The following is a 22,427-nucleotide window of genomic DNA, read 5'->3' on the forward strand; positions in this document are numbered from 1 at the left end:
CGGCAATAAGCCCCCGCGGGTGAGACGATGAACTCGATGTCAGCTACCAACTCTCCTTCCGATAACGGCGGCCGCCCGGGCGATGCGGTTCCCGAAGGCGTGCCCCCGGAAGCGGGCGGGCCGGACCTTGCCGGGCCGGATACCCCGCAGGTTGCGGCGGGTGCCAGCGAAACCCGCTCCAGCGCCATCATGGCGGCCGGGACACTGGTTTCGCGTTTCCTGGGATTCGGCAAGACCTGGATGCTCGGGACGGCCCTGGGGCTTGGCTCAACGGTCAATGACACGTTCATCAATGCCAACAACCTGCCCAACCTGATCTTCCTGCTGGTGGCCGGTGGCGTGTTCAACGCCGTCCTGGTACCGCAGATCATCAAGGCCAGCAAGGCGCCGGACAGGGGAGCCGACTACATCAGCCGGCTGCTGACGCTGGCTGTCCTGCTCCTGCTGGGCCTGACGGCCATGGTCACGCTGGCCGCCCCGTGGGTCATCGACCTGACCACCCAGGGCTATTCACCGCAGCAAAAGGCACTGGCGGTCACCTTCGCTTTCTGGTGCCTGCCGCAGATCTTCTTCTATGGCCTCTATGCCCTCCTCACCCAGGTCCTCAACGCCAATGGCGCGTTCGGGCCTGCCATGTGGGCGCCCATCCTCAACAACATCGTGGCCATCGCCGGCCTGGGGATGTTTATCTGGATCTTCGGCACCAATGAGTTCAGTCCCCACACCCTGGCCAACTGGGGGGACACGCAGACCTTCTTCGTGGCGGGCTTCTCAACCATCGGCGTCGTCTCCCAGACCGCCATCCTGCTGATTCCCGTCTTCCGGCTGCGGCTGGGCCTGCGGCCGCGATTCGGCTGGCGCGGCGTGGGACTGGGCCAGGCAGCCAAGCTGAGCGTTTGGACGCTGCTGACGGCCGCCGTCGGACAGCTCGCTTTCCTGTACGTCATGCGCATCGCCACCATCCCGGGCGCGGAGCGGCTCCGGCTGCAGCAGGCCGGCGACCCCGCCGCGGAACTGCTGCCCGGCAACGCCGTCCTCGAGGTGGCCAGCCAGCTATACCTGCTGCCGCACTCCATCATCGCCTTGTCCCTCGCCACCGTGCTGTTCAACCGGATGACCCGGGCATCGCAGGACGGCAACCGGGACGAGCTGCGCGACGCCCTCTCGCACGGACTGCGGACCATGGCCGTGGCCACCGTCTTCGGGGCCCTGGCACTGTTCGCACTGGCCGGCCCGCTGGGCATGTTCTTCTCCGGCGGCTCCCGGCAAGACGGCGTGATGCTGGCCCAGACGCTCACTATCCTTGCCCTCAGCACGCCGTTCATGAGCGCCAACTTCATGATGTCGCGCGTGTTTTACGCCAACGAGGACGCCCGGACCCCGTTCTACATCCAGCTGCTGCTGGCGGTGGTCTATGTGGCGGGCGCGTTCGCCATCCAGTTCCTGCCGGTGAACCAGATCATCTATGCCATCGCCATCCTTTATATGGTGGGAAACATCCTCTCCGTGGTCATCAGCGCCTACTTCCTGCGCCGGCTTTTGGGCCATTTGGACGGGCCACGGATTGCCAATTCGTACATCCGGATGGGTTACGCGGCGCTGGGCTCGGCGATCGCCGGCGCCGGGGCACTCTGGCTCATGGGCAGCTACAGTCCCGATGGCTTCGCCTGGCAAAACCGCCTGACCGCACTGATCACGGTGGTGGTGGTGGGCCCCGTCATGCTGGTGGCCTACTTCTTCCTGCTCAAGCTGTTCCGGGTTGCGGAGCTGCGCGACCTGCTCCGCCCGCTGCTGGGCCGTCTGGGCCGCGGCACCCCCGCTGCACCTGCCGCGGAAGGCGGGGCCCCGCCGTCGTCCGCTCCGGAGGGGACCCCGTCCGTGGAAGGCGCGTCCGCCGAGGCAGCCGTGCACCGCCCCGAGCGCGCCACCACGTCCGTGGACACCGGCCTAATCCCGAGGATTTCGGGCGAATTTGATGCGGTCTCCTTCCGGGCAGGACCGAAGCCGGAGCGGACGACCGGCGACGCGGGATCTTACGACGGCGGCCGTTACGGCGGCGGCCAGGATAAGTCCGACGACGGGTACCTACCCGGCGAGGACCAGCCCGGCACCGCACGGGGAGGGCTGCTCCGCGAGCAGATCCCGCTGCCCGGGCGCCGCACCTTCCAGGGGAAGGCCGGCGAGAACCCCTACTTCAAGCAGCGGCGGCGGCGTAAAAAGTGAGTTTCCGGCCGCTCCCGAAGGCCGTTGTCCACGGCGTGCCGGACGCAATCCGCTAGGATCGGAAAGGTACAGGGGGAGTTGCATTCGGGGGCAAGCCACTCGGCGGTCCCTGAACGGGGGTTGCATCATCTATGCCGGCGACCCCGGACAGTCTAGGAGGAACACGTGTCCAACCCGATCGATGTCGGATCAGTACTGGGCGGCCGCTACAAGGTCACAGCCACTGTATTGGCCTCCCACGACCACGATCTGGTGCTGGACGGTGTGGACCAGGTCCTGAACCGGCCGGTCAGCATCCTGGTTGCCGGTCCGCAGAACACGGAGCAGGTTGCGCAGAGCGCCCGCGAGGTGGCAACGGGTGAACGGCCGGGCACCGTCCAGGTGCTGGACCTCGGCGTGAGTGATGCCGCCACATACCTTATTACCAACCACACATCAGCGGCGGACCTGCTGGACCTCGTTGTCGCCTCGAACCCGCCCTACGTGGAGCCCTTCTTCACGGACACGCTGGGCAGCGAGATCTTCGGCCAGCCCCGCTCGCGCGAGCCTGAGCCCTATGACGAGGAAGACCACGTCGACGCCGGGTACATCAACTACGGCGACAGGCACCAGAGCCAGGTGGACCCCTACCGGACCGCACCTGTTGTGCCGCCCAAGCCTCCCGCACGTCCCGCCGCTGCACCCGGAAGCGGCCGAAGCGGAGCTTCGGTTATGGGCGGGGCTGCTGCGGGCGGGGCAGCTGCGGTCGCAGGGTCCGCTGCCGGCAAAGCAGCAGCGGGCCACGCGGATCCGGATGCCACCGCCGCCCAGCCGGTGCAGGCAGCATCCAGCGGTTCGGCTCCAACTCCCACCACAGGCCCGGGCAAGGATGCCACGGATGCCGGTACCGGCAAGCCCAAGGTGTCGCTCTGGTCCGACGACGATTACGCCCAGGCGGACCAGCAGGGGCAATACCACGATGACTCAGAGCCGGAAGATGAACCCCAGCCGGTCAACAAAAAGCCGGCCATGTTCGCCCGCGCTGCAGCGCCTGCGGCTGCAGGCGTCTCCTTCGCGGACCCGGGGGATTACGACGGTGACCGGGACGAGCCCGACCGGGAACCCCGATCCATGCGTTGGCTTGTGGGCGGGCTGCTTGCCGTAGTCCTCATTGCCGGCCTCGTTTGGGCGCTGACCGGCCTGGGCAGCCTCTTCTCCCAGCCGCAGGCAAACAACCCCGCACCCGTGGCCACCACCAGTGCTCCTGAAGCATCAGCCGCGGCAACCCAGGCACCCAACTCTGCTCCACCTGCCGAACCGCCCGCAATCGAAAGTGTTTCGCGCCAGGGCAATTTCGACTTTGCCGCGACCTTCGACGGCGACCTGATGAAGGCCTACGACGGGAATGCCGCCAGCTACTGGTCAGACATGGAATTCGCCACCGAAAACTGGGGCGGCCTTGCACCCCAGGGTGTGCCGCTCGTGGTCAAACTCGAGAAGCCCGCTACCGTATCCTCCATCACCCTGTCCCAGCTGGGTGGCTCCGGCGGAAACATCACCGTCTACACCAATGACCGCCCATCCCTGGACGGGGCAAAGGCTGTAGGAACCAGCAGCTTCACGTCGACTGACCTCAACATGCCGCTGGCAGAACCTGCCCAGGCACAGTACGTCATCGTGTCGATTAACTCCGTTCCCAAGCTGGCGGCGCCAAAGACCCGTTATGGGTACGGTATCCGCCTGGCGGAGATCAAGATCCAGTAGCGGCTCCATGAGCGTCCGGTAGTCTTCAGGTAACGGCCCTTTCCTTCGGGGGAGGGCCGTTCCTTTTGTCCACACTGCCGGTGGTGCCCGGCCGAGGTGTCGCATCGCGTCATCTTGGGCCCGGCGGCGTGGCATCCTGTCGTCCCGCGCTCTGGGGGGACGGTAATCTGGAAAGAACGCCTGGAGGGGCTGTACTTTGCCGTTCGCCGGCTGTCATCCCATTTCCAGCGCCGGAATATTCAGCATCCAGTAGCAGTTGTGCCATGTGGCCGGCCTCCACCGAGGCGCGTCAAGTAAGGAAGAGGTTCACCGTTCAGTGACCATCGCAGAAAACACCGCGTCCGAAGTGCGTGATGTCATCATTGTCGGCTCCGGACCGGCTGGCTACACAGCCGCCGTCTACACGGCCCGCGCCAACCTGAAGCCGCTGCTGCTGGCAGGATCCGTGACCGCGGGCGGTGAACTGATGAACACCACCGACGTCGAGAACTACCCGGGTTTCCCCGACGGCATCATGGGTCCGGACCTCATGGAGAACTTCGAGAAGCAGGCCGCACGTTTCGGCACTGAAATCCAGTTTGAGGATGTAACAGCGCTCGATCTTCAAGGCCCAGTTAAGACGGTGACCATTGCAACGGGGGAGACCTTTCAGGCGAAGGCAGTCATCCTTTCCACCGGGTCCGCCTACCGCGAGTTGGGGCTGCCCAACGAGAAGCGGCTTTCCGGCCATGGCGTGAGCTGGTGTGCAACCTGCGATGGTTTCTTTTTCAAAGATCAAGATATTGCCGTGATTGGTGGGGGTGACTCCGCGATGGAGGAGGCCCTGTTCCTCACCAAGTTCGCCAAATCAGTCACGGTAGTGCACCGCCGTGACTCACTTAAGGCATCCAAGATCATGGCAGACCGCGCGCTGGCCCACGAGAAGATCAATTTTATCTGGAACAGCACCGTGGAAGATGTGCTCGGTGAAGACAAAGTCACCGGCCTCAAGTTGAAGAACGCCCTTGATGGTACGGAATCGCATCTTGCTGTCACCGGGGTGTTCGTCGCCATTGGCAACGATCCCCGAACTGATCTGATCAAGGACGTCCTCGACCTGACGCCCGAAGGAACCATCGCCGTACAGGGCCGGAGCTCCAAAACCAGCATTCCCGGCGTTTTTGCTGCCGGAGACGTCATCGACCCCACCTACCGCCAGGCCATTACGGCTTCCGGCTCGGGATGTGTGGCGGCCATCGACGTGGAACACTACCTGGCCAACCTGCCTGCATAAGTCTGCAAATACGAACCGAGGAGAAAGAGAACGCAATGAGCAACGCAAAAGACGTAACCGACGCAAGTTTTGGAACGGACGTCCTGTCCTCTGAAAAGCCGGTAATTGTCGATTTCTGGGCTGAATGGTGCGGCCCCTGCCGTAAGCTCGGTCCGATCCTCGACGAAATCTCCGTGGAATACAGCGAGAAGGTTGATGTCGTAAAGGTGAACGTCGACGACAACCCCTCCATTGCTGCGGAATACGGCATTACCTCGATTCCCGCCGTCTACCTGTTCCATGGCGGAGAAGTGAAGAGCACGGTCATCGGTGCAAAGCCGAAGCAGTTCTTTGAGAAGGAATTCTCGGACGTCCTGTCCTAGTTCGCTCTTCCGCCGCGAAGCATAGAAGTGGTCATCGCCTCCGGGTAATGGCCACTTTTTTGCGGTCCTCGATTTGGCTGTATAGGTGCTCGCAGACACCGGTAGCCAGCAGCACCTTGGTGGCGGTTTCACGTGAAACGTTCGATTCAGGGGCTCACATTTCGATGCGCGTCGATGGTCACCCATTGAAGGATTCTCCGGAGTCCAGGCTGCCTCAATCAACCTTGATACATGCGAATGCGACCCTTGTCGCTCCTGTGTGACAGGAGTCTTGTTTCACGTGAAACGCAGTCATGCTGACCGCCTCAGTCGTACTGCCGGCGCGACTTGGTCTCGGTCGCGGAATGATTTTCCCCGCCCTGCTACTTCGCCGCCCACGGCAAGCACAATCCCGGATCTGCAGATGTAGAAGCCACGTTGAACACCAAACACTGCGCCACGTTCCAAGGTCGGTCCTGTTGCCCCCCCGGTGCAAGACCCCGTGCCACTTTCACAGGGACTGGCGACGTAAGAGCACGGGACCATGAGTGTCCGACGTTTCACGTGAAACAGAGGCTCGCCGGCCCTCAGTGGCGGACAGCGCCTAGGCAATGCCAACCCTTCCACGCGGGCAGCAACCTCACGGGCGAGCCGGCTGCGCGCTAGCATGCAGATTCTCATGCGCCATGCATACAAAATGGATTGTTAGAACGGCTGCGCGAGCAGCCCTGCTAACAACAACGGGAAGTGACGTGTTCTCTTGGTCAAAAGACGGGGCGCGGTACCGATGCGCCGCTGCGGATCGGACGTATTTGCGAATGAGTCGCTTGGAAGGGCCAAGCCAGCCCGGACGGCGCCGCGTCGGAGAGCGGACGCAGAAGGAGCCAGTTCGGCCCTCGGCGACAATTCCGTGTGCCGGATACTTTCGGCTCAGCACTGCCAGTCGGCGCTCTGCGTTCCACCTCAACAAAGGCTGCAGGATCGCATTCCGCCCAGGAGGTCCATGTGGACACACGCACGCCAATGGCAATGGCCCCAAATACTTATCAAGTCAGTCCATTAGCCCTATGTACTCTCTCACTGGTAAGCATGAACACTCGGCGGCTCGGGAGGCAAGGGCGTCAGTTGCGAAATGAGGGTCTGCACCGAAACATAGAGTTTGCTGCCTGGGCGAAAACGTATCGTCTGGCAAGCAGCCTAAAAGTGGAGAACTGCATGGACTGAGAGCGCGTGGGCTGCTTGGGACATCAGCCTACTGGCGTGCCTCTATATGCAACTAGCTGGTACCGTTCCGCTACGGTCGCTCCTGGCAGGATCGTGCAAAGGGGCCGCTTACCTTCCATGGCAGGCCTGACAGCATGTCCACCCATCGTTTGGCGGCTGGATCCTACCGTCGGCGACACCTGGTCATGCAGCAATGGTCGGTAGTGCATCTTGGAAGGCGCGCGTTCTGTTTCACGTGAAACAGGCCGCATTCCCGATGCTGTGAGGTTAGCCGGGCAAGGCATTCAGTATTGCTAATTCAATGCACACTGCAATTGGAGGCAGGAGCACGAGGATGCCAGCACCGGGAAGTCACACGCACTTCCTGAAACAGGCCTCGGAACCTGCCCCGGACCTATCCGCCGGGCCCGATTACCAGGGAACCTATTGTATTCTTCATCCAAGCGCTTGCAGTCGCAGCCTCTGGCTGCCGGTGAGGTTACCCATTCAGGGCACCAGGCGATGCAATCAACGGCGGCGACGTAAGCCATCGCCTCTGCCTCTGCTTGCCTTTGCAGGAACAGTTGGCGTGTGCCGCGGGAACATGGGGTTCACCGAGACTATGCTCACACGCGCTGTGATAGTCCGGTCTGCGCTTACCAGCATGCACAAAGGAAAGCAGGGATTCATCCTTCGGGCACGACCCTCTAAAGCATTGGTGATTCCGGTCCAACCCACCAGTGCCTTTGTCCCGGTGGGAGCATGGGTACAGTGGGATGTCGCCTGCTCATCAATTGCAGCTTCGGCGTGTGAAAGATCAGTATCTTAGGGCTGACCGAGTTACTGCAGGATGCCACTGCGGCGCTCGTAACGTAGTCCTGAGGTGCACCGCGTAAGGTGCAGAGACTGCTCTAGTGCGGTTCTTACACATCAGCTCTCCCTACGGTCCACAACTTATCCACAGCCGCCTAGTGATGTTATGCACACTGTTATCCACAAGCCTAAGAGATGAGGTGTGGATTGCCGGCGAGCCGCAGTAGCGGTCGCACTTGTGGCGCTTCCCGTGCTGGACTCGCCCTCAGCTCGACCAAGAGTAGTTATTGCTCCATGGGCGCGCCCTTCGGCGCCAAAAGAGTCGCTCCAAAAAGGTGTGAAATCAACCGGCCTGGTTGGCACGGCGCGACCGGATGTGGCTCTAGTGCCCCTTTCCAGACGGCCGACAGTGTTTCACGTGAAACACCAAGCAACGGTGAAACGACTCGAAGGAGCAAGTCGACGGGGGGTGGCCGGCACATGCCGAGCGGCACGGACGGCGTTTCCCTCCGGAAAGGAACAGAGAGGTCGCAAGTTATCCACCGAGTTATCCACAGCGATATCCACCGACAAAATCTATCCTTCTGGACCTGCGTACGGCCGGCGCCAGCGACGGTCTGGCTCACTAAGGGTCATCACTGGGCCTAGGCGAACGACCGCGGGACACGTGCCTGTCACATGATTCACGCCAGTGGGGAGTCCATCTGTGAGCCAGGCAGGCGGTCATTTTTGACACCAAAGTACAGCACTCATCACGTCGTAGGGGGCCCGCGGCATGGTGCGCCACGATTCATCCTGCTTGCATGGATGACACCAAGGCCTACACGGTGCCCATCATTATGTTCCGGAGAGGCCGACCCACATGTAGTCCCTTCCCATGGTCTGCGGCCGTGGAAGACATCAATGCTGCACCGATGTCGTGGCTTCAGGCTGCACGGGGAGCAACGCAGCGCGGCGGGGACAGCAGTCTTCCACAGAGCCCCAATACGGAGTCCAAATGGATGTGCCAGCCCCTGGTGGTTCAGCGAGCCGGGCTCCTCTGGTGGATTCTCGAGCCGCAGTGCTACGGCGTGACGCCGCGGGCAGCTCGAATAGAAGTTCGTGACGCTGCGGGCAGCTCGAATACGAGTTTGGGGCTTTAGCTCCGCGCGCACCGGAACGTGATAAGTCTGTCAGTAAGGTGACAATCGAGATTGGACGGGTCGGTAGGAGTCTGTGCATGCGTCCCTGGGCGTGCCAGGTCCCTGCCCTCCGAGTATGCCCCCGCAGGATAGGAGTGCTGCTGTTCTAGGTTCCTATTGCATGAGCAATGCCATGTTCTGGTCCTGGCCTCGCCAGCCATCTGTTTCACGTGAAACTTGGCCACACCAGTGTCAGCGGCAGCTCCGGCACCAGTCTGCTAATTTGGCGCACACCCGTGTAAGGGGCTTGTTCCTGTAGTGATGCTTAGCGGGAGTCGTATTGAGGAGCCGGTGCAAGAGAGCGACAAACGGCCTGCCTACTAGGAGGAGGTATCTGGTAGTAGGAGTTCGATACATCCCGCAAATTGATGCGGCGCACATTCTGTTCTCACATTGCTCGCCGGTTTGGTCCCAGACTTCGTGCCCACTCTTGATCACCCAGTGAGAAACCTTCCTTGTAAAGACGTTCATTGAGGGGTCGATTCTCCCGCACTAGCTGGCCACCGTTTCACGTGGAACACGCACCACAGTTGAATTGCCACATTGCTCATACCCGCAGGTACAAAGTGACGTCAAGGAAAGTGCACGGACCGCTCGAGGATCGGCAACGCTTCACCGCGAGTGTCTCCATACGTAGATGTCCCTAGGCAAACAACTGTCCGGCTGATCGGAGAGCCGGGATCACAGATTGAATTCTTCAATGAACTATCGCCACGCCTTCCTTCACTGCACCACGCGGGACGGTGATGTTTATGACTAATTGAGTTTCTTGTAGCCGAGCGGCGGTTATCCAGCAAATGGGGCTGCTGGGGAGGGCTTCCTAGCGCGAGCCAATTCCCATATGCTCACAGATTCACCAAGTCCCGCTCGAACTGCCCTAGAATCGCTGGTGTTCATTCACTCGCCCGGCGCTGGCAGACAGTTGAATCTCCTGTGTACTGCGGAACGACCAATGCCACCGTGGATGCGGGCGCTGCTTTGGCCTTCCTTTCTGCCCGTCTTGCAGTGATAGACGGGGTGTTTCACGTGAAACAGTTCGTTCCCAGGGACGAAGGGGACACCGTCTAAAGCTGAAAACATCGTTGAAGCCCGAGCTGCACATGGTTAGGGGAAAGGCGCGTCAAAACCCAAGCCGCCCTTCCAACCGCGAGAAGAGAGTAAAAATATGAGGGCCAACGGAAACAGGTGATGGGGCGGTCCAAATTCCAGTTCGGTTCGCGGCGCAGATATTGGCGGAAGCCGGACATGCGCCGGGCGGTTCAACGCGCCCTAGAAGACGCAAAAAGGCCCAATTCGTAGTGAATCGGGCCCTTCAGAGCGCGGACTAATTCGTCGAACCAGGAGCCAAAACATCCATGATGCGGTTCAGGTCCTCAACGCTCGCAAACTCGATGCTGACCTTCCCCTTTCGGACACCCAGGGAGATTTTCACGTTAGTATCCAGACGGTCAGACAGGGAGGACGCGAGGTAGTCGAGCCGCTCATGACGTGCACCAGGACGGGGAATATTGTTCTTCACGGGCTTGGCGGGATCCTGGTACAGCGTGACAGCCTCTTCCGTGGCGCGCACGGACATACCTTCGGCAACAATCTTCTGGGCCAGCCGTTCCATCGCCGCAGCATCCGGAAGGGAAAGCAGGGCACGGGCATGCCCCGCAGAAAGGACTCCGGCGGCAACGCGGCGCTGGACCAGGGGAGGAAGCTTCAGCAAGCGCAGCGTGTTGGACACCTGCGGGCGTGAACGCCCGATCCGATCTGCCAGCTGCTCGTGTGTCGTGCCGAAATCCTCAAGAAGCTGCTGGTAGGCCGCCGCCTCTTCCAAGGGGTTGAGCTGGCTCCGGTGGAGGTTCTCGAGCAAAGCATCGCGAAGGAGGTCATCGTCAGTGGTATCCCGCACGATGGCGGGAATGGTGTCCAGCCCGGCCGCTTGGACTGCCCGCCACCGGCGTTCACCCATGACGAGTTCGAAGGGCTCGCTACCGGATTCCGTTGATTTTCGGACAACAATTGGCTGCAGGACTCCGATCTCACGTACAGAGTGGACCAGTTCCGCCATGTCGTCCTCATCGAAAACGTTTCGCGGCTGTTTCCGGTTCGGATGGATATCCGTGACCGGTATTTCAGCAAACCGGACGCCCGGGACCTCAACGAGCTCTACACCGTCGTCGATCACCGCAGGGGAAGCTACCGGCTCAGCTGCCGACTCCTCCGGCGATGCGTCGTCGCGGGCTTCGGCTTGGACCGGTTCCTGGTCATCTGCCTTGGCAGGCGAACCCTTGGGCCCCGTACTCTTGGATGCAGCAGCAGCAGCGGCGGAACCGGCCTGCTTCCTGGTCCCGGCAGAATCGGAAGCGGAGGAAGAAGTGTCTGCATCCCGCGAATCGGCATCCTGCTTCTTCGAAGGCTTCGACGTGGACCTGGGGGCAGGGGAGGCAATCAGCTTGTCTGCAACGGACTGCGCAGAACCCGCAGCATCATCCGGCGAATCAGTTTTCTTCCGTCCTTCGGGAAAGAAGAGGTCAACCGGGCGGGATACTGCTGCACCGTTGCCCTGCCCGTTGGATGCGGCGGAACTTGGAATCAGCGCGCCAAGACCGCGGCCTAGGCCCCGTCGCTTCTCGCTCATGGATAAATCCCTCCAGTGGTAGAACCAGGCAATGCCGGTTCCGGTCGTTGCAGTTTGAAGATTTCTAGCGTTCTGCTATTTCAGCAGCGGCTTCCAGGTAAGACAGAGCGCCACTGGAGGATGGGTCATACGTCATGACAGTCTGCTGGTAGCTCGGCGCCTCCGAAATGCGAACCGAGCGGGGTACTACAGCGGACAGCACCTGTTGCGGAAAATGCGTGCGGACTTCGGCAGCAACCTGGGCAGCAAGGTTGGTGCGGCCGTCATACATGGTGAGCAGAATGGTGGAAACTTCCAGTTCGTCATTGAGGTGCTTCTGGATCATCTCAATGTTCTTCAGGAGCTGGCTGAGTCCCTCGAGCGCATAGTACTCACACTGAATCGGGATGAGGACCTCGTTGGCAGCACAGAACGCGTTAACCGTAAGAAGGCCAAGGCTTGGCGGACAATCGATGAAGATGTAGTCGAGCCGCTCCTCACCGTTCTTTTCACGCGTCTTGGCATAAACATCAATGGCCCGGCGCAACCGCTGCTCGCGCGCCACCAGCGACACCAGTTCGATCTCTGCGCCTGCAAGGTGAATGGTGGCCGGCGCGCAAATGAGCTTTTCAATGTCGGGGCACTGGGCCACCACATCTGCCATCGGCACGTCGTTGATGAGGACGTCGTAAATGCTGTCGACATCCGCGTGGTGCTCAATGCCCAAGGCCGTGGATGCGTTGCCCTGCGGGTCGATATCGATCACCAGGACGTTCAGTCCGGCTGCTGCCAGTGCGGCCGCAATGTTCACGGTGGTGGTGGTCTTTCCCACCCCACCCTTCTGGTTGGAAACAGTAAAGATCCGGGTCTTCTCCGGCCGGGGAAGCTTACGACCCATGAGGCGCTCCCGGCGCTTGGTTTCGTGCGCGAGTTCGCGCGCGATGGGGCTGGAATCATCAATTGCATCAATGATGTTGGATCTACCGGCGGGGGTTGTTTCACGTGAAACCAGGGAGGCCGAGCCCGAATTCGCTACCGGTTGGGGATGATTACCGCCTCGGCCTGGGGCAAGGCCCGGCCCAGTGACGGAACGAGCTGACCCCAATGACACAAACGGCGGTATCCGTTGTGCGGAGGCTTCACTACTGGTCACTGGGGCACACTCACTCTCGTTCAGCCATTTTTGCTGCCGTTGACTAGCCTAACTGCTCGACCCGGCAGACTACGGCTACCGGGCCAGGACTAGGACTTCTTTTGGGACTTGTTTACAACGATGCGCACTACCGTGGTGGGTTCCTCAAGCAGGTTGTCACCCACGGTCAGGACTGACGTTTCAACGCCGCCCAGTTTCCGGATCACCTTGGCGGCTTTTTCGATCTCTTCGCCGGCACTCCGTCCCTTGATGGCAACAACTTCGCCCTTGCCGTTCAAGAGGGGAATGGTCAGCCCGGCGAGGTTGCTCAGTGCGGAGACTGCCCTTGCCGTCACCACGTCGGCGTCAACATGCCCAACAGCCAGTTCTGCACGCGTTCGCATCACGGTGACATTGTCCAGCGCGAGATCGTCCACCACCTCCTGCAGCCAGAGGACCCTGCGTTCCAGGGGCTCGATGAGGGTCAGTTCCAGGTCGGGCCGGGCGATGGCGAGGCAGAGACCGGGCAGGCCGGCCCCGCTGCCGACATCGGCCACCTGGCTGCCCTGCGGAATCTCACTCTCGATGACGGCGCAGTTGAGAACATGCCTGCTCCACAGCCGGGGGATTTCCCGCGGCCCGATAAGGCCACGTTCAGTTCCCGAGGTGGCAAGATGCTCAACGTAGCGCTTGGCCAGATCAAGGCGGTCGCCGAAGATTTTTTCGGCGGCCAAAAGCTCAGTTGCCGTGATGTCAACCATGTTCAGCGGGCCAGCAATTCTCTAGTCTGCGGATACAACAATGTGGCGTCCGCTGCCTTCGCCCTCGGACTCACTGACAAGCCCCAGATCTGCAACGGCGTCGTGGACGATCTTCCGTTCATAGGCGCTCATCGGCTCCAATGCCACCGGCTTGCCGCTTTCCTTTACGGCAGCAGCGGCGTCCTCAGCAATCTTCTGCAGGTAGCCGGTGCGCTCCTGGCGGTACCCGTTGATATCAAGGACCAGCCGCGACCGGTTCTCAGTTGCGGACAGCACCGCAAGGCGTGTGAGCTCCTGGAGTGCTTCAAGAACCTCGCCGTCTTCGCCCACCAGGCTCTCAAGGCCTTCAGTTTCTTCCTCGGCAACAATCGAGATGTAGGTGCGGCCATTGCGGACCTCGATGTCGATATCACCGTCGATGTCGGCTATGTCCAGCAGTTCCTCAAGGTAGTCCGCCGCGACGTCGCCCTCTTCATCGAGACGGCTGACAGCGGACACCTTCGGGGAGGCAGTCTCTTCGTTCACGGACTCGTCCTGGTCTTCGATCATGTCTTCAGAAAGGGCGTGTTCGGTGCTCTCGGCTGACATTACTTCTTCTTCCTGTTCTTGCGCTGTGGCTGGACACGCTGGCCCTTGGGTTCGGCGATGGCTGCCGCCGCGGCGGCATCGGCCTCGTCTTCCTTCTTGCCGCTGAGGATGGACAGGGCCGGCAGGCCCTTGGCGGCACGGCGCTCGGCGAGGGCCTTGGCGGCGGGGGATCCCGGCGTCGGCATACGGCGGATGACAAAGAACTGCTGGCCCATAGTCCACAGGTTGGTAGTGGTCCAGTAGATCAGGACACCGATGGGGAAGTTGATGCCACCCACTCCGAAGACGATCGGCAGGATATAAAGCATCATCTTCTGCTGGCGCATGAAGGGGCTGGCCATGGCTTCTTCAGACATGTTCTTGGCCATGATCTGTTTCTGCGTGATGAACTGCGAGGCAGTCATGGCGAGAATCATGATGATGGAGAGGATCCAGACCGCGGTCAGGTTGCCTTCACCGCCGTGCAGGAGTGACGCGGAAAGTGTGGCACCGAAGATAGTTGAGTCATCGAACTGCACTACCTGGTCGTAGCTCATCGCGCCGATGCCCTGGTTCCGGTCCCTCGCCGTCGAAATGCCGGACAGGACAGTGAACAGCGCGAAGAAGAACGGCATCTGGATCAGCATCGGCAGGCACGCGGAGAACGGGTTGGTGCCATGCTTCTTGTACATGGCCATTTGTTCCTGCGCCATTGCCTGGCGGGACAGCTGGTCAGTCTTGCCCTTGTACTTATCCTGGAGCTTTTTCAGGTCGGGCTGCAGCAGCTGCATGCCGCGCTGCGCCTTGATCTGCTTCACGAACACGGGAATCAGGGCGGCGCGGATCACGAGCACCAGCCCGATGATGGAAAGAGTCCACGTCCAGCCCGATGCCTCGGGCAGGCCGATGGCAGTCAGGCCCTCGTGGAAGCCCACCATGATGATGGACACAAGCCACTTGAACGGAAACATGATTGTTTCAAAGAAGTCCATACTTATCCCTATTCGTCAGGCCGCACTGCGGCCTTCTCCATCAGTCCGAGCAGCCAGGTACTTGTCCGGGTTGTTCAGCACAACAATTGTGGGGGCCTGGCTCTCCGGCCAGTCCCGCTTCCCGGCGGGGACGTGGTCCACACCGCCGGCGTTCCATGGATGGCAGCGGCCGAGGCGCCGGACTGCGAGCCAGCTTCCCTTGACGGCGCCATGGACAGTGACCGCTTCAAGGGCATAGGCCGAGCATGAAGGGAAAAAACGGCAGACCTGCCCGTACAAGGGTGAAACCACCTTGCGGTATACCTTGAGCAACACAATCAGGATGTTCCGGGGAATGTTCCACAGGAACATTCCGACGGCGGCGGCTACAGGTCGGATACGGGCGACGACGGCGGTGGCGTTACGCACGCGATGTCCCCTCCTGTGTTGTACCAGCCGAACCGTTCGCGGCCGCCTTCGCGGGGCGGCCGGCCAGCCGGGTCAGCGTCGATTCCAGTGCAGCGTTGTAGTCCTTCAGCAGCTGATCCCAGCTGGCAGAGGCGGACGCGGGAAGCGCCCGGACCACTATGGCGAAACCGGTGCCATGCTCGCGCAGCGAGGCGGCACCCGCTTCCCTCAGTCTCCGCTTAACGAGGTTCCTGACCACAGCGTTCCCTACACTCTTGGAAACGATGAACCCGATCCGGCTGGGTTCGTCGGCAGCAATGGCTGCCGCATATAACACTACGTTCCGGCGCCCATTGCGGACACCGGAACGTACAGTTGTTGAAAAATCGGTAGCAGTCCTCAGGCGGTTGCGGGCGGCCAGCACCTTAAACTCGCAAAGGGATGTCTACCGACAAGTCAGGTTATTTAGGCCGACAGCTCGGTGCGGCCCTTGCCACGGCGGGCTGCCAGGATGGCACGGCCGGCACGGGTACGCATACGAAGGCGGAAGCCGTGCTTCTTGGCTCGACGGCGGTTATTCGGCTGAAAAGTCCGCTTGCTCACGTTAGTTACTCCAGTGGATCAAAGGTGCGCCCACCCGATCAGTATGGGGAAGAACTGGCCGACGCTAAGTTTTGTATATGCACGCTTCCCCCGGCTGCCCAAACGCGGAGCGTCTGGGAGATTCAGATGGGGCCAAAAAGCGGACACAAAGGACTTCACAACGTTAGGGCAATTCAAGCCCTTGCGTCAAACCGGGACGGCCCCCGGGCGCTATCCCCGGCTGTTCCTAACTACCCCCCAAAGCCTGTGGATGAAGTGGCTCACAGCCCCCGTTTGGGAACCACACCCGTGTAATTATCCACAAGCAACTGGCCAGCTATCTTCTAGGCTTTTCATCCCCTAGAGTGGCCCAGTAGCCGATTATCCACGTACTGTGCATAACCCTGTGGATTAAGCTGGGCCAGCATCCTGGTTCCGGACTTTGGGCTGCAGGCATTGCAGGCAAAGCAAGTTTTGAGGGAACCCATTGATGACAGTAGACGAAGCCAACCACGCCAATACTGTCGGAAGTTCCTGGCGCCGCGTTGTCAGCCTGCTGGAGCAGGACCACCGCGTTTCCCCGCGGCAGCGCGGCTTTGTCATCCTCGCCCAGGCCCAGGGCCTGATCGGTTCCACCCTCCTGGTGGCCGTACCCAACGAACTCACCCGCGAAGTGCTCCAGACGCAGGTGAAAGATGCCCTCGACGATGCCCTGCACAGCGTCTTCTCGGAAGATATCCGGTGCGCCATCGACGTCGACACCGATCTGGTGCCCGTCCACGAAGAGCCCGAACCCGTCGTCGAACCGTCCTTCGTCTCGGACCAGCTGGTGGAGCAGAAGCCGCAGCCAATGCTGCCCAGTACGTCACACGAGTTCGGCCGGTTGAATCCCAAGTACGTTTTCGACACGTTCGTGATCGGCTCGTCCAACCGCTTCGCGCATGCTGCCGCAGTAGCAGTTGCCGAAGCGCCGGCCAAGGCCTACAACCCGTTGTTCATCTACGGCGATTCCGGGCTGGGCAAGACGCACCTGCTGCACGCGATCGGCCATTACGCCCGGCGCCTCTACAGCGGAATCCGCGTCCGCTACGTCAACTCGGAAGAATTCACCAACGACTTCATCAACTCCATCCGGGACGACGAAGGCGCCAGCTTCAAGACCACGTACCGCAACGTGGACGTGCTGCTCATCGACGACATCCAGTTCCTGGCCGGCAAGGACCGGACGCTGGAGGAGTTCTTCCACACATTCAACTCGCTGCACAACAACAACAAGCAGGTGGTCATCACCTCGGACCAGCCGCCCAAGCTGCTGGCGGGCTTCGAGGACCGGATGAAATCCCGCTTCGAGTGGGGCTTGCTAACGGACATCCAGCCACCGGAACTGGAAACCCGCATTGCCATCCTCCGGAAGAAGGCCCTGAGCGAAGGACTTTCGGCACCCGATGACGCCCTTGAGTACATCGCCTCCAAGATCTCCAGCAACATCCGCGAACTCGAAGGCGCCCTGATCCGCGTCACGGCGTTCGCCAGCCTCAACCGGCAGCCGGTGGACGTGGCCCTGGCGGAAATGGTCCTCAAGGACCTCATCACGGACGACGGCGCCCAGGAAATCACGTCCAGCCAGATCCTGCAGCAGACAGCTGACTACTTCAAGCTCAGCATGGAAGAGCTGTGCAGCAAGTCGCGTACCCGCACGCTGGTGACGGCGCGGCAGATCGCGATGTACCTGTGCCGGGAGCTCACCGACATGTCCCTGCCCAAGATCGGCCAGGAGCTCGGTGGACGCGACCACACCACGGTCATCCACGCAGACCGCAAAATCCGTGAACTCATGGCCGAGCGCCGTGTGATTTACAACCAGGTGACAGAGCTGACCAACCGGATTAAGCAACAGCAGCGCGATTCCTGACCCGCCACCTATACCTTATTAACAGGTGCATGTGGATAAGGCTGTGGATAGTTAAGGGGACAACCGCGGTTAATGGGCTTAAAACCCTTAAGCCGCCTGTGGATCGCGAAAATGGCGAAAATTTCTATCCCCATCCACACCCTGTTTAAAACCTGCTCCACCCACAGTCCATGAACAGGGCTTAACCCCTCGAACCCGGGCCGAAGCACGGTTATCCACAGTTTCCACAGCAGTTATTAACACTACTAATCCCTAAAAATCGAAGTCCCTCAAACAACAAGATCGATCCGCACACCTCTGCCGGGCGGGCCAGGCGGCCCGGACCCCTTGGGGCCGGACTGGGGGATGGGTTAATCCCTGATGTTCCGGCTAAGCTGTCAGCAGCGCTCCCATCCCTGGGTCCGTGCGTGGTCCGCCCAGTGCAAACCATGCGCCAAACAGGGCAGGGACAACACTTTTCAGGGACTCCTACCGCGGGAGTGCCGGAACCCAAACGCAGCAGCAATGAAAGGCGGCACCCTTCCGTGAAGTTCAGAGTCGACCGGGACGTCCTGGCAGAAGCCGTCACCTGGACAGCCCGGTCCTTGTCTCCGCGGCCGCCCGTACCCGTCCTGTCCGGCCTCCTCCTGAAGGCCGAAGCCGGCACCGTCAGCCTCTCCAGCTTTGACTACGAGACCTCCGCACGGCTGGAAATTGCCGCGGACATCCGGGACGAAGGCACCATTCTGGTATCAGGCCGGCTCTTGGCGGATATCTGCCGCAGCCTTCCCTCCGCTCCGGTCGACGTCGAAACCGACGGCAACAAGGTGACACTCACCTGTCGCCGAAGCAGCTTCCACCTGGCCACCATGCCTGAAGCCGAATACCCGCCCCTGCCCGCACTTCCCGCCATCAGCGGCACGGTCCCCGGCGATGCCTTCGCCCAGGCCGTTTCCCAGGTGATCATCGCCGCGAGCAAGGACGACACCCTCCCCATCCTCACCGGGGTCCGGATGGAGATCGAGGACGACCTCATCACCCTCCTGGCCACGGACCGGTACCGGCTGGCTATGCGCGAAGTGCCGTGGAAGCCTGTGACGCCCGGTATCTCCACCAGCGCCCTGGTCAAGGCAAAGACCCTCAACGAGGTAGCCAAGACACTCGGCAACAGCGGGGACATCAACCTCGCACTTTCTGACGACGACAGCCGCCTGATCGGCTTCGAAAGCGGCGGACGCACCACCACTTCATTGCTCGTGGATGGCGACTACCCGAAGATCCGTTCGCTTTTCCCGGAATCCACTCCCATCCACGCCACCGTGCAAACCCAGGAACTGGTTGAGGCGGTCCGCCGTGTTTCACTCGTGGCCGAGCGGAACACCCCGGTACGGCTTGCCTTCACCGAAGGCCAGCTGAACCTCGACGCCGGCACCGGCGAGGACGCCCAAGCCTCGGAAGAACTGGAAGCGCAGCTTTCCGGGGACGACATCACCGTTGCCTTCAACCCGCACTACCTGGTGGAGGGCCTGAGCGTGATCGAAACCAAGTTCGTCCGCTTCTCCTTCACTTCAGCGCCGAAGCCGGCAATGATCACGGCACAGGCAGACGCCGATGGCGAGGACCAGGACGACTACCGCTACCTGGTGATGCCGGTCCGCCTCCCCAACTAGTCCCCACCGGCCAGGGAACCCTGGCGGCGTGGGCCCAGAGTTGTTGTCGTTCTGGGCCGCCCATAATGAAGCCCGCCCCCTCGCGCAGAAAAGAGTTCCTGATGCACATTGGACTGATTGGCCTTGGCAAAATGGGATTCAACATGCGCGAGCGGCTGCGCAAGGGCGGGATCGACGTCACAGGCTACGACCGCAACCCGGACGTCACCGATGCTGCCTCCGTGGATGAGCTGCTCGCCGCAGTTCCTGCTCCCAGGCTGATCTGGGTGATGGTTCCCGCCGGCGCGATTACCGATGCGGTCATCACGGAGCTTTCGGACAAGCTGGACCAAGGTGACCTGGTGATCGACGGCGGGAACTCCCGCTTCACCGAGGACCAGAAGCACGGCGAACTCCTTGCCGCCAAGGGCATCCGCTTCGCCGACTGCGGAGTGTCCGGCGGAGTCTGGGGGCTGCAGAACGGCTACGGCCTGATGGCCGGCGGGGATGCGGCGGACATCGAACGCGCACTGCCGGTATTCGATGCCCTACGTCCCGAAGGTGAACGCGCGGACAGCTTCGTCCACGTCGGCGGGATCGGCGCCGGGCACTACGCCAAGATGGTCCACAACGGAATCGAGTACGGCCTGATGCAGGCGTACGCCGAGGGCTACCAGCTGCTTGCATCCAAGGACATCATCAACGACCTGCCCGGCACTTTCCGGGCATGGCAAAAAGGCACTGTGGTGCGGTCCTGGCTGCTTGACCTGCTGGTCAAGGCGCTGGAGGAAGACCCCGGCCTGCAGAATATCGATGACTACGTGGAGGATTCCGGGGAAGGGCGCTGGACGGTGGAGGAAGCCATTGCCAACGCAATTCCCGCCCCGGCCATCACCGCCGCGCTGTTCGCCCGCTTTGAGTCCAGGGAGGACAGTTCACCTGCCATGAAGATGGTCTCCGCCCTCCGTCACCAATTCGGCGGCCACGCAACCCGTCCCGCAAAGTAGCACCCACCGGGGGACCGCCGTCGTCTCCAGAATTGTCGAAGCCCGCGTGTACCTGGAACACCTCTCACTGACCGATTTCCGCAGTTACGCCCAGGTTGACCTTGCCCTGGAGCCGGGCGTCACCGTCCTGGTGGGATACAACGGCATCGGCAAGACCAACCTGATGGAAGCCATCGGGTACCTCGCCACGCTCAGTTCCCACCGGGTCAGTTCCGACGCCCCCCTCCTGCGATTCGGAACCGACCGGGCGCTCGTCCGTGCACGGCTGGTCCGCGGGGACCAGACCACCATCCTGGAACTTGAGATCAATGCCGGCCGCGCCAACCGCGGGCGGATCAACCGCAGCAATCCCGTCCGGGCCAGGGACCTGCTGGGGATTTGCCAAACGGTCCTGTTTGCTCCCGAAGATCTGGCTCTGGTAAAAGGCGATCCCGCCAACCGCCGGCGGTTTCTGGACGAACTGCTGGCCAGCCTCGTTCCGCACCACGCCGCCACGCGCAGCGACTACGACCGTGTGCTGAAACAGCGCAACGCCCTGCTCAAATCGGCGCGGTCCGGAAAGTTCACGTCCGGGCACGAGGCAACCCTGGATGTCTGGGACCAGCACATGGCCCGGGCCGGTGCCGAGCTCCTCCACGCCCGCCTTGAGCTGGTGGAACGCCTCCGGCCGCACCTTGCCCGCGCCTATGCGGAGCTGACTGACGCATCCAAGCCCGCCGATGCCACGTACCGTTCCACGCTCCAGAACCAGATGGACGACGACGGCGCCCCCCTGCCGGATGCGCCGCGCGACCTGCAGGGGGACGCCGTCGGGACGGAGGACCTGCGCAGGCTTTCCGTCGAACAGCTCACGGAACGGTACGTGCGCGCCTTTGCGGAGTCCCGGAAGAAGGAACTGGAACGGGGCATTTCGCTGGTGGGACCGCACCGCGATGAACTGGAACTCGTCCTGGGGCAGGCCCCGGCCAAGGGCTACGCCTCGCACGGCGAAACCTGGTCCATGTGCCTGTCCCTGCGCCTCGCTTCCTACTACGTGATGCTCGACGACGCCCGCACCGGCGGTTCTGCGCCAATCCTGATCCTTGACGACGTTTTTGCCGAACTGGACGTCCAGCGCAGGCGTAAACTGGCGGCAATAGTCTCCGGCGCGGAACAGGTCCTGGTGACCGCCGCCGTCGATGCCGATATCCCGGAAGAGCTGTCCGGCCGGCGGGTGAAGGTCATCCCGGGAGGTATTGATGAGCAGGGACGGTGACAACGGAGGCGGGCTGCAGCCCGGCCGCGATCCCGACAACATCGATGCGCCGCAGGCGGCACTGAACCGGATGCGGGAGGCCGCCGCTGCCCGGGGCGAAGTCCGCAGGAAGGCCGTTCGGCCGGGCTCCCAGAAAGCCCGGGGCGGAATCCGGGATACCCGCGGCTTCAGCCAGTTCCATTCCACTGGCCGTGATCCCCTGGGCCTTGGCAAGGTGGTGGGCCGGCTGGTGGCTGAACGGGGCTGGACGTCACCGGTGGCGGTGGGCTCCGTCATGGCGGAATGGCCTGCCCTGGTGGGGCCGGAGATTTCCGCACACTGCACCCCTGAGAGCTTCACGGACACAACCCTGCACGTCCGGTGTGACTCCACGGCGTGGGCCACCCAGCTCCGGCTGCTCAGCACCAGCCTGCTGGAGAAGTTCCGCGTGGAACTCGGCGACGGGGTGGTCACCAGCATCCAGGTCCTGGGCCCTTCCGCGCCCAGCTGGCGCAAGGGCGGCCGGACCGTCAACGGCCGTGGGCCACGGGACACCTACGGGTAGCCTCCGGCCGGACTATTGAAAATGCTCCCAACGCCGTGTAGAGCGCTGGAAGGGCCGGTGGGTGTATAGGCCCCCGGGGACGGTCCTTTTGGAGCGCCCTAGGCGCGGCCAGCGGCCGGGCACAGCCATGCAGCTTCCCGTCCACGGCCCCGGAATGCGGGAATATGGACTGTTTCCCGGTAGAATCGTTGTAGATAACTGGGCGCGGGTGAAACGTTGACTGAGTCCGTTCTCCGGGTGCTTTCGGCACGCGGGTGCGGACCCCCACCGTCAGCAAG

Annotated in this window: 17 protein-coding genes; 9 read left to right on the plus strand and 8 right to left on the minus strand. The window is 61.8% G+C overall.

Features of this window, described 5'->3' with window-relative positions; all coding sequences use genetic code 11:
• Positions 1-36: 36 nt before the first annotated feature.
• From murJ to trxA, 4 genes are all read left to right on the plus strand, one after another.
• Positions 37-2,223: a murein biosynthesis integral membrane protein MurJ gene (gene murJ / locus AC5RT3_RS08555; RefSeq protein ID WP_494123970.1), complete on the plus strand. Its 2,187-nt coding sequence runs from the start codon at positions 37-39 to the stop codon at positions 2,221-2,223.
• Between the two features lie 165 nt (positions 2,224-2,388).
• Positions 2,389-3,966 (plus strand): ABC transporter substrate-binding protein, encoded by a 1,578-nt coding sequence (locus AC5RT3_RS08560; RefSeq protein WP_494051982.1) that lies wholly within the window; start codon positions 2,389-2,391, stop codon positions 3,964-3,966.
• A gap of 316 nt (positions 3,967-4,282) precedes the next feature.
• The gene (gene trxB / locus AC5RT3_RS08565) at positions 4,283-5,239 is read left to right on the plus strand and encodes a thioredoxin-disulfide reductase (RefSeq protein WP_494051983.1); all 957 of its coding nucleotides are present in this window, start codon (positions 4,283-4,285) and stop codon (positions 5,237-5,239) included.
• A gap of 35 nt (positions 5,240-5,274) precedes the next feature.
• On the plus strand, positions 5,275-5,601 hold the full coding sequence (gene trxA / locus AC5RT3_RS08570; protein WP_494123971.1) for a thioredoxin: 327 nt from the start codon (positions 5,275-5,277) through the stop codon (positions 5,599-5,601).
• Positions 5,602-10,101: 4,500 nt separating this feature from the next.
• On the opposite strand, the gene AC5RT3_RS08575 is transcribed toward trxA, so the two are convergent.
• The 8 genes from AC5RT3_RS08575 to rpmH all read right to left on the minus strand — a co-directional run bounded on the left by AC5RT3_RS08575 (position 10,102) and on the right by rpmH (position 15,824).
• Entirely contained in the window at positions 10,102-11,403 is a 1,302-nt protein-coding gene (locus AC5RT3_RS08575) for a ParB/RepB/Spo0J family partition protein (RefSeq protein ID WP_494011406.1), read from the minus strand.
• A 64-nt stretch (positions 11,404-11,467) separates the two neighbouring features.
• On the minus strand, positions 11,468-12,535 hold the full coding sequence (locus AC5RT3_RS08580) for a ParA family protein (protein ID WP_494011405.1): 1,068 nt from the start codon (positions 12,533-12,535) through the stop codon (positions 11,468-11,470).
• Between the two features lie 89 nt (positions 12,536-12,624).
• Positions 12,625-13,275, minus strand: a complete 651-nt coding sequence (gene rsmG / locus AC5RT3_RS08585) for a 16S rRNA (guanine(527)-N(7))-methyltransferase RsmG (protein WP_494011404.1) — start codon at positions 13,273-13,275, stop codon at positions 12,625-12,627.
• A gap of 21 nt (positions 13,276-13,296) precedes the next feature.
• A complete protein-coding gene (locus tag AC5RT3_RS08590) occupies positions 13,297-13,863 on the minus strand; it encodes a Jag family protein (protein WP_494011403.1) in 567 nt (188 codons plus the stop codon).
• A complete protein-coding gene (gene yidC, locus AC5RT3_RS08595; protein ID WP_494011402.1) occupies positions 13,863-14,834 on the minus strand; it encodes a membrane protein insertase YidC in 972 nt (323 codons plus the stop codon). The genes AC5RT3_RS08590 and yidC overlap by 1 nt, the downstream gene beginning before the upstream one ends.
• Before the next feature lie 15 nt (positions 14,835-14,849).
• Positions 14,850-15,242: a membrane protein insertion efficiency factor YidD gene (gene yidD / locus AC5RT3_RS08600; RefSeq protein ID WP_494011401.1), complete on the minus strand. Its 393-nt coding sequence runs from the start codon at positions 15,240-15,242 to the stop codon at positions 14,850-14,852.
• Positions 15,235-15,645, minus strand: coding sequence for a ribonuclease P protein component (gene rnpA, locus AC5RT3_RS08605; RefSeq protein WP_494011400.1), 411 nt, complete (start codon positions 15,643-15,645; stop codon positions 15,235-15,237). Before rnpA ends, yidD begins: the two co-directional genes overlap by 8 nt.
• Positions 15,646-15,686: 41 nt before the next feature.
• The gene (rpmH, locus tag AC5RT3_RS08610) at positions 15,687-15,824 is read right to left on the minus strand and encodes a 50S ribosomal protein L34 (protein WP_003800212.1); all 138 of its coding nucleotides are present in this window, start codon (positions 15,822-15,824) and stop codon (positions 15,687-15,689) included.
• Between the two features lie 469 nt (positions 15,825-16,293).
• Here rpmH and dnaA point away from each other — a divergent pair, with 469 nt between their 5' ends.
• From dnaA to AC5RT3_RS08635, 5 genes are all read left to right on the plus strand, one after another.
• Positions 16,294-17,715: a chromosomal replication initiator protein DnaA gene (gene dnaA, locus AC5RT3_RS08615; RefSeq protein WP_009357110.1), complete on the plus strand. Its 1,422-nt coding sequence runs from the start codon at positions 16,294-16,296 to the stop codon at positions 17,713-17,715.
• Positions 17,716-18,239: 524 nt separating this feature from the next.
• Positions 18,240-19,364 carry a DNA polymerase III subunit beta gene (gene dnaN, locus AC5RT3_RS08620; RefSeq protein WP_009357111.1) on the plus strand — a complete coding sequence of 375 codons (1,125 nt, stop codon included), beginning with the start codon at positions 18,240-18,242 and terminating at the stop codon, positions 19,362-19,364.
• A gap of 101 nt (positions 19,365-19,465) precedes the next feature.
• Positions 19,466-20,350: a phosphogluconate dehydrogenase (NAD(+)-dependent, decarboxylating) gene (gene gnd, locus AC5RT3_RS08625; protein WP_494051984.1), complete on the plus strand. Its 885-nt coding sequence runs from the start codon at positions 19,466-19,468 to the stop codon at positions 20,348-20,350.
• Between the two features lie 46 nt (positions 20,351-20,396).
• The gene (recF, locus tag AC5RT3_RS08630; protein WP_494051985.1) at positions 20,397-21,605 is read left to right on the plus strand and encodes a DNA replication/repair protein RecF; all 1,209 of its coding nucleotides are present in this window, start codon (positions 20,397-20,399) and stop codon (positions 21,603-21,605) included.
• Positions 21,589-22,149 carry a DciA family protein gene (locus AC5RT3_RS08635; RefSeq protein WP_494051986.1) on the plus strand — a complete coding sequence of 187 codons (561 nt, stop codon included), beginning with the start codon at positions 21,589-21,591 and terminating at the stop codon, positions 22,147-22,149. Before recF ends, AC5RT3_RS08635 begins: the two co-directional genes overlap by 17 nt.
• Positions 22,150-22,427: the final 278 nt, after the last annotated feature.

The organism is Arthrobacter sp. Y3221159 (assembly GCF_059089885.1).